The organism is Acinetobacter sp. UBA3132 (assembly GCF_002364825.1).
Taxonomy (GTDB): Bacteria; Pseudomonadota; Gammaproteobacteria; order Pseudomonadales; family Moraxellaceae; genus Acinetobacter; species Acinetobacter schindleri.
Genome location: NZ_DEZM01000213.1, coordinates 1 through 5,754, shown reverse-complemented (window position 1 = coordinate 5,754; position 5,754 = coordinate 1). Strand labels below are relative to the sequence as shown.

The window sequence follows — 5,754 nt, the reverse complement described above, 5'->3', positions numbered from 1 at the left end:
GCAAAGTCTGATTAAACTTTGCGGATTAAATTGGATAGCACCAGATTACACCACGCTTTGTAGAAGATAAAAGCATATTGATATTGCAATCAGCTACTAAAAAAGTCGTGATGGGCTACATCTACTCATGGACTCTACAGGCATGAAGTTTCTAGGTGAGGGCGAGTGTAAGCGCAAGAAACATGGACCTGAATGTCGTCGCCAATGGCGTAAACTACAATTGGTATAGATGCTAAAACCCCTCAAATACGCGCTATTGAGCTCACAACCAATAATGTCAGTGATTCACAGGTGCTTGATGATTTACGTAATCAGATTCCACAAGATGAGCAGATTGACTCTGTTTATACCGATGGAGCTTATGACACCAAGCAATGCCGTCAGGTCATTGCAGATCGGCAAGGGCCTGCAGTGATTCCACCTAGAAAAAATGCGAAACCATGGAAAGATACAAAGAGTAGCTCGCTAGAGCGAAATGACTTACTTCGAACAGTTAATCTTGCGAAGCAGTGCTTCTCAGGTAGGACACTATGGAAAAAATGGTCAGGCTATCATCGTCGAAGTTTGGTTGAAACTAAGATGCATTGCATCAAATTATTAGGAGATAAACTCAGTGCAAGGAGTTTTGATAGCCAAGTGAATGAAATTCATGCACGTGTAGCAGTCCTTAACAGATTTACGGAATTAGGTCGACCATTTACCCAAGTTACGCCTTAAATTTGGCTCAATTAGGGGCGCTTTGCATTTCAAATCTTTGTGCAACAAAGCCTTTACACATACTTGATAGTTGGAGATTTATTATCTTTGGTAGAGTTGCAAAAAACATTATCAATTTCAGATAAAGATTTTAGATAGCCACTTAACTTACTGAATAACTAAAAATCCTCAGCATCTTTAATTTATTAAGATGAGTATTTCTCATCTTAAGCTGAATTTATATCGTTTTACTCACTTTCTTATTCACGTTTAAATACAGCCATTCAGAAATTTAGCTTTTTATAAAATTTTTAGGTGGCAATCTCCATGAGTACAGCATTTGAGTGTTCAATTAAACGTATCCGTTTTGATGAAAACTACACGCCAGCAGAAAGCACACGTTTAACCACAAATTTTGCCAATTTGGCACGTGGGGAAAGCCGTGAAGAAAACTTGCATCGTACCCTTGCGATGATTAACAACCGTTTTAATAGCTTAGCGACCGTTGATAATCCTAAAGGTGATCGCTACTCACTTGAGATCGACATCATTTCTGCTGAAATTGATATCGAAGGCAATGGCCAAACCTTTCCATTTATTGAAACACTCAAAAGCACCATCATCGACCATCATACGGGTGAGCGTATTGAAGGCATGATTGGCAATAGCTTTTCATCTTATGTGCGTGATTACGACTTCAGTGTGGTATTGCCTCAACTCGGTTGTGGCGTCGGTGAAAAACCTGAAGATTTTGGTAATCTACATGGCAAGCTTTATCAACATTTAGTCAATTCAGATGTATTTAAAGCAGAATTTAAAAAACAACCTGTCATTTGCTTAAGCGTTTCAACCTCTAAAACGTATTTCCGTACAGCCAACGTACATCCTATTTTGGGTGTGGAATACAAAAATGATGAATATTCACGTACTGATGAATATTTCGCCAAAATGGGCTTACGTGTACGTTACTTCAAACCAGAAGGTGGTAATGCACCATTAGCATTCTATTTCGCTGGCGACTTAGTCCGTGATTATACTGATTTTGAATTGATCAGCGCGATTGCAACCATGGAAAGCTTCCAAAAAATTTATCGTCCTGAAATTTACAACACCAACTCTCCGGCAGGTGTGCAGTATCAACCAAGCTTGAGCTATGGCGATTACTCACTGACACGTATCGTTTATGACCGTGTTGAACGTGGTGAGTTGGCGGTTAAGCAAGGTAAATGGACAGAAGAAAACTTCATCAAACCATATCAAGATATTTTAAATGAATGGGCAGCAAACTTTAAGATCGAAACAGCTGCTTAAGACATCGAATTGACACACAGACTGACGAATTTAGAGAAAGAAGATTAGACATGGCGCTTACACAACCGAAACTTTTACTCCCAACTTCAACTGCGGGTAGCTTGCCAAAACCGTCTTGGTTAGCTGAACCTGAAAAATTATGGTCTGCATGGAAACTTGAAGGCGAAGAGTTATTAGAAGCCAAACGTGATGCTTTGAAATTATCATTACATGAGCAAGTCACTGCTGGTATTGATATCGTAAGTGACGGTGAGCAAACCCGTCAGCACTTCGTAACTACGTTTATTGAACATCTTGAAGGTGTGGATTTCGAAAAGCGTGAAACCATGCGTATTCGTAATCGTTATGATGCAAGTGTACCTTCAGTTGTGGGTGAAGTTTCTCGTAAAAAAGCAGTGTTTGTAGACGATGCGAAATTTTTACGCAGCCAAACCAGTCAGCCAATTAAATGGGCGTTGCCTGGTCCAATGACCATGATTGATACACTTTTTGACGGACACTACAAGAGCCGTGAAAAACTGGCTTGGGAATTTGCCAAAATTTTGAACCAAGAAGCTTTAGAACTTGAAGCAGCAGGCGTAGACATTATTCAATTTGATGAACCTGCGTTTAACGTATTCTTTGATGAAGTGAATGACTGGGGTGTACCAACCTTAGAACGTGCGCTTGAAGGTCTAAAATGTGAAACAGCCGTTCATATTTGCTATGGTTACGGCATTAAAGCCAATACAGATTGGAAACAAACTTTAGGTAATGAATGGCGTCAATACGAAGAGTCATTCCCGAAACTACAACAATCTAAGCTCGATATTATTTCACTTGAATGCCAAAACTCACGTGTACCAATGGATTTAATCGAATTGATCCGTGGTAAGAAAGTGATGGTGGGTGCAATTGATGTGGCAACCACTCAAGTGGAAACTGCAGAGGAAGTAGCAAATACGCTACGCAAAGCATTGCAATTTGTTGATGCAGATAAACTGTATCCTTCAACTAACTGTGGTATGACACCGCTATCTCGCCAAGTGGCACGTGGCAAACTTGAAGCTTTAAGCGCAGGTGCTGCCATTGTTCGTAAAGAGCTAGAAGCTTAATCAAACGTAGTCTCGTGCGAAGCAGAACAAATCATCGCAAGGTCATTTGTCCAGCTTTATGCACGAGCACGTGATATGTACATTTGAGATGAAAGAGATGATTGAAGCAACAGACTTTAGAAATGCAATGTCTTTACTCACCACAGCAGTGAATGTTATTACGACTTCGGGTGAAACAGGTATGCATGGATTTACTGCATCTGCCGTATGTAGCGTGACGGATACACCGCCAATGTTATTAGTCTGTATGAATCAATCCTCCCGTTCACATGCCCATTTTGTTGAAAATAAAGTCTTGGCTGTAAACGTACTAAGTACTCAGCATGAACAGCTTTCAAATGCTTTTGCTTCAAGTAAATTCAGCTCAGAAGATCGTTTCAAACTCGGTGATTGGAGTACGATGGAAACCGGTTCACCTATTTTGAAAGATGCCTTGGTCAGTTTTGACTGTGAGATTCAAGATATTCAGCAAGTCGGTACACACAGTATTTTCATGTGTCGTGTGCTTCAAGTTCAACAAAGCGATCAAGAAGAAAGTCTGGTGTATTTTAACCGTGCTTATCATCAAGTAGGGCAGTTAGAACACGCTTAACTCAATACCTTAATTCCTTCATCTTTTTAAAAGTTAGTCTATTGTGGAACTTATAACCTTTTTAATCATCGGTGCTTTTGCTGGTTTTGCAGCAGGGCTGTTTGGTGTCGGCGGTGGTACGATTATTGTACCACTGCTTTTTATTGTCTTTACCCAAATGGGCTATGACCCCGATGTGGTTATGCACCTCGCATTAGGTACATCTTTGGCAACCATTGTTGTAACCTCGATTAGCTCATTGATGGCGCATCATAAAACTGGTGCTGTGATTTGGCCTGTTTTTAAAAATCTAGCGCCACCTATGGCAATTGGTTGTTTTTTTGGGGCAGGTATTGCTGGTTTGATATCAGGATTACATCTACAAATCATTGTTGGCTTATTTCTGATTTGGGTCGCATATACGATGTTTACAGGTGCCAAAAAAGCAATTGACCCAACGAAAACGTTACCCTCATCAGGTCAACAAGTTGCTGCAGGTAGTGTGATTGGGGTCGCATCAGCAATCTTTGGTATTGGTGGTGGAAGTCTGACGGTTCCATATTTGAATCGCTATGGTGTGGTCATGCAGAAGGCTGTTGGAACATCTGCGGCGTGTGGGTTACCGATTGCGGTTGCAGGTGCATTAGGATTTATGATTTTTGGCATGAATGCTGAAATCAATGTGCCGAATACTATTGGTTATGTTCATATTTATGCCTTCATTGGTATCAGTATCATGAGTTTCATCACTGCAAAATTTGGTGCGAAGGCTGCACATGCCTTATCGCCAGTAATGTTGAAGAAATGCTTTGCCGTTTTATTGGTCATTGTTGGATGCTTTTTCCTTGTGAAAGGATTCATTTGATATTACGCAATGATCATTCATCATGTTAAATAGCCTGCTTCATGTGGGCTTTTAATCTTTGCTTTTAATGTATCCTTACAAGGACAATGATTTGAGTTTCTCCCAAGATGATCGAATTAAAACACTTAAAAATGCTTTCAGCTTTAAGAGAACATGGTTCTTTAGTCGCAGCTGCGAGCGATCTTTGCATTACACCTTCAGCGGTATCTCATCAGCTACGTGAGCTTGATCAGTGGATGGGTGTTGAGATCGTGAACCGCAAGACTCGGCCTATTACTTTTTCTAATGTTGGTCAACGTCTACTAAAACTAGCAGATGAGATTTTGCCACAAGTACAAATCGCACAAGCTGATATCAGTAGAATTCTGCATGGTCAAACAGGTCGAATCACATTTTCTTCTGAATGCCATAGTTGTTTCGATTGGCTTATGCCACTATTAAATCAGTATCGTATTCAATATCCAGATGTCGATTTAGACTTCGCATCAGGATTTGAAGCGAATCCACATGAGTTATTGCAAAATGGCGAATTTGACTTACTGATTACAGCAGATCCAATCGCTTTAAAAGGTGTTGAATACTTTCCGGTATTTGAATATGAATCGCGACTTGTTTTATCAACAACCCATCCATTGGTACGTGTAGAACAAATTACCGCTCAAGAGTTAGCTGAAGAGACACTGATTACTTATCCAGTGGATAAACATCGTTTAGATATCATGTCGAAACTATTTATTCCTGCAAATATTCAACCTAAAAACATTCGAACCACTGACTTAACCCAAATGCTGATTCAGCTTGTGGCGAGCGGACGTGGTATTGCAGCGCTTCCTGATTGGGTAGTGGATGAATATGAAGCGAAAGGCTGGGTCACGTCACGACGTCTAGAATGTGTTTCACCTGAAGGATTACGCCGAACCTTATATGCAGGTTTTAGAACGGATGAAAAACAGAGAGACTATTTTGAAGGGTTCTTAAAGCAGCTTGAACGATTTTCTAAGAAACGAAATAGCTATTATGCTTAAATCTAGGCTTTTTTCCTTCACTTCAGGGTCAAAGGAGTGCTAAAAAAATGTAGAGTAGACTTGTATGTTATTCACCAATTAAAATGTCCTGTTTTTTACCCCCCAAGAGTCAAGCACAGGATTCAGATTTCGTTCTTTGATTACTGTTTTCTGTGCACGTCTGCTTGGCATCTTTTGAGAACGATTGCGTTT

5 protein-coding genes and 1 pseudogene are annotated in these 5,754 nt (G+C 40.2%); all 6 read left to right on the top strand.

Features of this window, described 5'->3' with window-relative positions; genetic code table 11:
* Positions 1-717: pseudogene (locus tag B4033_RS11780) on the top strand (IS5 family transposase); the annotation flags it as partial.
* Positions 718-1,023: 306 nt separating this feature from the next.
* Positions 1,024-2,007, top strand: coding sequence for a putative oxygenase MesX (locus tag B4033_RS11775; RefSeq protein WP_286834193.1), 984 nt, complete (start codon positions 1,024-1,026; stop codon positions 2,005-2,007).
* Positions 2,008-2,057: 50 nt separating this feature from the next.
* Positions 2,058-3,101, top strand: a complete 1,044-nt coding sequence (locus B4033_RS11770) for a methionine synthase (protein ID WP_004281804.1) — start codon at positions 2,058-2,060, stop codon at positions 3,099-3,101.
* Between the two features lie 97 nt (positions 3,102-3,198).
* Positions 3,199-3,693, top strand: coding sequence for a flavin reductase family protein (locus B4033_RS11765; RefSeq protein ID WP_286834195.1), 495 nt, complete (start codon positions 3,199-3,201; stop codon positions 3,691-3,693).
* A gap of 43 nt (positions 3,694-3,736) precedes the next feature.
* Entirely contained in the window at positions 3,737-4,537 is an 801-nt protein-coding gene (locus tag B4033_RS11760; protein ID WP_048881932.1) for a sulfite exporter TauE/SafE family protein, read from the top strand.
* A 107-nt stretch (positions 4,538-4,644) separates the two neighbouring features.
* On the top strand, positions 4,645-5,562 hold the full coding sequence (locus tag B4033_RS11755) for a LysR family transcriptional regulator (RefSeq protein WP_076755060.1): 918 nt from the start codon (positions 4,645-4,647) through the stop codon (positions 5,560-5,562).
* Positions 5,563-5,754 lie beyond the last annotated feature (192 nt).

Bases quoted from the DNA above. Each gene is read 5' to 3' on its own strand.
- B4033_RS11755 (WP_076755060.1), top strand. From the start codon at position 4,645: ATGATCGAATTAAAACACTTAAAAATGCTTTCAGCTTTAAGAGAACAT.
- B4033_RS11770 (WP_004281804.1), top strand. From the start codon at position 2,058: ATGGCGCTTACACAACCGAAACTTTTACTCCCAACTTCAACTGCGGGT.
- B4033_RS11775 (WP_286834193.1), top strand. From the start codon at position 1,024: ATGAGTACAGCATTTGAGTGTTCAATTAAACGTATCCGTTTTGATGAA.
- B4033_RS11765 (WP_286834195.1), top strand. From the start codon at position 3,199: ATGATTGAAGCAACAGACTTTAGAAATGCAATGTCTTTACTCACCACA.